This window comes from Oceanispirochaeta sp. (assembly GCF_027859075.1).
GTDB lineage: Bacteria > Spirochaetota > Spirochaetia > DSM-2461 > DSM-2461 > Oceanispirochaeta.
This window is the reverse complement of sequence record NZ_JAQIBL010000353.1, coordinates 1-4360: the sequence shown is the minus strand read 5'-3', so window position 1 is coordinate 4360 and position 4360 is coordinate 1. Positions and strand designations below refer to the sequence as shown.

The window sequence follows — 4360 nt, the reverse complement described above, 5'->3', positions numbered from 1 at the left end:
GGTTCTTCTACAACCACTGGCTCTGGTTCTGGTTGAGCTTCTACGACAGGAGCAGGTTCTTCTGTCACAACAGGTTCTGCTGTTTTACATGAGAAAATAACAACTAAAAATAATAGCATCCAAAAAGCATGTGATTTATTTTTCATAAAAATTATTCTATCCATTTAAGTGAAGAATGTCAAAATAAATTCTAATTTTAAAATTTATATTTTGATTCCAATGAACAGAAACCGCTGTTATCCTGCTCATTGGGAAAACAGTGTTGATTCTGCAAACCAAAGTCATTAAGATAATGAATATGGTAAAAGCAGTATTTCCCGGTTCATTTGATCCCCCAACGAATGGACATCTTAATCTAATCAAGAGAGGATCGCAGCTATTCGACTCTCTAGATGTTGTTATTTCGGTTAATCATCAGAAAAAATACCTTCTGTCTCCGGAAGAAAGATTGTCCCTCATGGAAAACATGATCGAGAGCATACCCAATGTCTCGGTAACTCTTTGGGATAAACTGATAGTGGATTATGCCCAGGAAAACGATATAGGTGTCATTATGAGAGGGGTCAGGGCAGTTGACGATTTTGGATATGAATTTGAATTATCCATGTTAAACAAACAGCTGAATCCCCAGGTAGAGACAATATTTTTACCCACAGATAGAAAATATATTGTCCTTCGATCATCCTCCATCAAAGAGTTAGTTCAACTTGGTGCGGATGTCACTAAAATGATCCCATCTAATGTAGAAAAACTGCTTCGGGAAAAGATTTTTGAAAACAATATATAGGATGGAATATCATATTTATTTTAACATAAGTGAATACCTTGACAAAAAAAAGAGGACGTACTATATTCTTCCAGTCAATAACAGCCAGGAGAGGATTATAAATGGCAGTACCAAAATATAAAACATCAAAGGCACGATCCAAAAGAAGACGAACCATCAACATGAGAATGGGTGTTCCGACTATGGTATCATGCAGTAACTGCGGAAATAAAGTTCTTAGACACAGAGTTTGTCCTAAGTGTGGTTTCTACAAGGGTAATCAGATTATTGAGCCTCAGGATATGGCTTAATTTTAAGGAGTCTAACGATGGATGAATTATTCGAAAAACTGAAGAATCTTATTGCAGAAAAATTGGAAGTTGAAGAGGATAAAATTACTCTTGACGCAAGATTTAGAGAAGATCTCGGAGCTGACAGTCTAGATACATATGAACTTCTTTATGCTATAGATTCTGAAATGGGTGTATCTGTACCCGATGAAAAAGCTACAGAGTTTGAAAAAGTGTCAGATGCGCTTGATTTCATTAAAGCAGAACTTGGTAAGTAATCGAATCCAACAGTGAAACTTTTTTCTACATCACAGGGCATAGATTCTATGCCCTGTAGTCTTTTAAGAAAGAAAGAGCTTTTATGCTTTGAAAAAAAGGCCGGTATAAGGTTCAGAAGCCATGGTCTTTTGAACCTTGCTTTTTCTCATCGCTCCTATACGAACGAACACCAGGAACAGATTGCTAACAATGAGAAACTTGAGTTTCTTGGCGACTCAATCCTCGGGCTTGTTGTCTCTGATTACCTCTACAATACACTTCCAGAAATGGTCGAGGGTGATCTCGCAAGAATCAAATCATTTGTTGTCAGTGAAGAGAGTTTAGCCGAACTGGCACTCCCTCTGGAAGTTGATCAATACCTGTTGATGGGAAAGGGTGAAGAGAATTCGGGTGGACGCCTTAAGAAGGCCATTCTGGCAGATGCCATGGAAGCTATTTTTGCCGCCTACTACCTGGATTCGGGATTCAAAGAAACAACCAGATTTATCTTAACCTTATTAGTTCCCCAAATAGAAAAAGTCCTGAATAATAAACATAAAAGAGATTTTAAGACATTACTCCAGGAATACTGTCAAAAAACCTACAAAATTTATCCCCGCTATACTGTTATAAAAAATTCAGGACCAGATCATAACAAAACCTTCTGGATTGAAGTCAATATAAATGATTCAATTTATGGCCCCGGAAAAGGCAAAAACAAAAAAGAAGCCGAACAGAAGGCCGCAGAAGAGGCATATCTGACACTCAATCCCGATGAGTAGGTTTCAACATTGTCAATCCAGTGTGGCTGAATATCTTTCAGCTATTTCAAGCAGTTTCTCTCTGTTATTCTGCCGGGGATCATCCAGCACAGATTCCAATAAAAAATCCAGTATGATGCCCACCTTGGGACCTCCTGGAAAGCCTGTACTGGTAATGATATCTTTTCCATTCACAGCCAAATCTCTAACTGTAAAAGCATTTCCTTCCTGAAGTATATCTCCTACACGGAGTTTCAAATCTCTTAGACCATAGTAGTTCTCAGGGATTGGATCGGAACTCATACCCTCAATATCAGCCTGCCGGAGCAAATACTGATCTTCCAGATATGACAGTTCTATTTTACGTATAAAACGTCTGACCGCAGCATCTGTCCATTCATCCGTATAATGAAACATATGATTTTGTATCAACTGTTGTATCCGGGTCATCTTGTTTTTGGGGAAACGATAGCGATTCATGATTCCCTCTGCAATTCTGACCGACTCATTTTCATGATTATAGAAAGTTACAATTCCATCTTCTCCAAGACATTTGACAGCAGGCTTTCCCAGATCATGGAACAAGGCAGCAAAACGAACATCAGAATTATCAGCAGGAGCCGCGTCACAGCTTCTTAGCAGGTGTTCAAAGACATCAAAATCATGGGATCCTTTTTGGGTCACACCGGCACAAAGACTCAACTCAGGTAAAATCAGAGACAATATCCCAGTCTTTTGAAAGAGATGAAACGATAGGGAAGGTCTTTCAGTTTTCATGATTTTTAAAAACTCTTCATAAATTCTTTCGGCAGAGAGATCCTTAATGTTATAAAGGCAGTTTCTGATTCCATGGATCGTCTCATCTTCGATCTTGAAATTCAACTGTGAAGCAAAACGGCAGGCTCTGATGGACCTCAGTCCATCTTCCCTGAACCTTTCCTCAGGAATACCAATGGCTCTGATAATACCGGCCTTTAAATCAGCTTCACCACCATTGGGATCATATAATTTATTCTCCAGTACATCATAGGCAATGGAGTTGATTGTAAAATCCCTGCGTTTAAGGTCTTCTGTCAAATCATCGGTGAAGGCAATTTTATCCGGTCTCCGGCCATCACTATAAATTCCATCAATTCTGAATGTTGTTATTTCATAAGACTGTTTATTGAGTAGTATCGTGACTGTTCCATGTTTAATTCCTGTAGGGATGACTTTTCGAAATAATGACATTATTTCTTCCGGGCGGGCATCTGTGCACAGGTCATAATCCTTGGCAGAGAGACCTAGAAGTTGATCTCTCACGGCCCCGCCCACCAGGTAACTTCGAAAGCCGGCTCTTTTAATAACAGAGGAGATTGTTCGTACTTCTTCAGGAATTTTTATTCTCATGAGATGGAACTTAACTGGTGGTCCTTCTGTTGTCAATACAATGTCAAAAAAACCCGGCCTTGCGACCGGGTTTCTGTAAAGGATTTATTTTTTGTGAAAGGGGATTACTGCAGCAGCTGAAGAACCTGCTGTGTTCTCTGATTAGCCTGTGCCAGCATAGCATTACTGGCCTGACCGAGAATCTGGTTCTTGGTAAATTCGACTGTTTCCTTGGCCATATCAAGGTCTCTGATTCTGGACTCGGAAGCCTGAATATTTTCAGCACCCACATCGATACCACGGACAGCCATTTCCAGTCTATTCTGATAGGCTCCCAGATCGGCTCTCTGTTTATTGACTCTCTTAAGGGCCATATCAAGAACACCAATATTCCTGTTTGCCTGCTCTGGTGTAGAAATGGACATGATATTTCCGGTAGAAACCTGTCTGACACCCAAGGCGGAGGAGTTCATCGTTCCAATGAAGACCTGTTCTCTCTGATCCATATTGGCGCCTATGTGGAGCCACATTGAACCTGTGACAGCATTTTCACCAGTAGACTGTGCAAAGCGGCCAGTGAGCATATTAAGACCATTAAACTGAGCGTGGGAGGCAACTCTGTCAAGTTCATCTACGAGCTGTGACACTTCTACCTGAATCTGCATCCTGTCTTCCGAGGTATAGATACCATTGGATGACTGTACAGCCAGTTCTCTCAGTCTCTGAAGTACATCACTTGTTTCCTGTAGAAATCCTTCGGCAGTCTGGATAAATGAGATGCCATCAGATGCATTTCGGGATGCCTGATTGAGACCTCTGATCTGGGAGCGCATTTTTTCTGAAACGGCCAATCCGGAAGCATCATCACCAGCTTTATTGATCCTTAAACCTGACGACAGTTTGGCAATACTTTTGGC

At 40.5% G+C, this 4360-nt stretch carries 6 protein-coding genes; 4 read left to right on the top strand and 2 right to left on the bottom strand.

Annotated features, from left to right (window positions below):
- Window positions 1-292: 292 nt before the first annotated feature.
- The 4 genes from coaD (at window position 293) to rnc (ending at window position 2096) form a co-directional block, all read left to right on the top strand.
- Entirely contained in the window at window positions 293-787 is a 495-nt protein-coding gene (gene coaD / locus PF479_RS20000; RefSeq protein WP_367277268.1) for a pantetheine-phosphate adenylyltransferase, read from the top strand.
- Window positions 788-888: 101 nt separating this feature from the next.
- Complete coding sequence (gene rpmF, locus PF479_RS19995; protein WP_298010689.1) at window positions 889-1077, top strand: 50S ribosomal protein L32; 189 nt, start codon at window positions 889-891, stop codon at window positions 1075-1077.
- 17 nt (window positions 1078-1094) lie between these two features.
- Entirely contained in the window at window positions 1095-1334 is a 240-nt protein-coding gene (acpP, locus tag PF479_RS19990) for an acyl carrier protein (RefSeq protein WP_149485622.1), read from the top strand.
- Between the two features lie 48 nt (window positions 1335-1382).
- Window positions 1383-2096 carry a ribonuclease III gene (gene rnc / locus PF479_RS19985; protein ID WP_298010684.1) on the top strand — a complete coding sequence of 238 codons (714 nt, stop codon included), beginning with the start codon at window positions 1383-1385 and terminating at the stop codon, window positions 2094-2096.
- A 12-nt stretch (window positions 2097-2108) separates the two neighbouring features.
- Here rnc and PF479_RS19980 read toward each other — a convergent pair whose 3' ends face one another.
- Together PF479_RS19980 and PF479_RS19975 are read right to left on the bottom strand one after the other, a co-directional pair.
- Window positions 2109-3464, bottom strand: coding sequence for a CCA tRNA nucleotidyltransferase (locus PF479_RS19980; RefSeq protein WP_298010682.1), 1356 nt, complete (start codon window positions 3462-3464; stop codon window positions 2109-2111).
- A 104-nt stretch (window positions 3465-3568) separates the two neighbouring features.
- Window positions 3569-4360, bottom strand: a 792-nt coding sequence (locus PF479_RS19975) for a flagellin (RefSeq protein ID WP_298010680.1), incomplete at its 5' end; no start/stop codon positions are given.

What these genes read in the sequence shown, in the direction of transcription:
- coaD (WP_367277268.1), top strand. Translation starts at nt 293, where the DNA reads ATGAATATGGTAAAAGCAGTATTTCCCGGTTCATTTGATCCCCCAACG.
- rpmF (WP_298010689.1), top strand. Translation starts at nt 889, where the DNA reads ATGGCAGTACCAAAATATAAAACATCAAAGGCACGATCCAAAAGAAGA.
- acpP (WP_149485622.1), top strand. Translation starts at nt 1,095, where the DNA reads ATGGATGAATTATTCGAAAAACTGAAGAATCTTATTGCAGAAAAATTG.
- rnc (WP_298010684.1), top strand. Translation starts at nt 1,383, where the DNA reads ATGCCCTGTAGTCTTTTAAGAAAGAAAGAGCTTTTATGCTTTGAAAAA.
- PF479_RS19980 (WP_298010682.1), bottom strand. Translation starts at nt 3,464, where the DNA reads ATGAGAATAAAAATTCCTGAAGAAGTACGAACAATCTCCTCTGTTATT.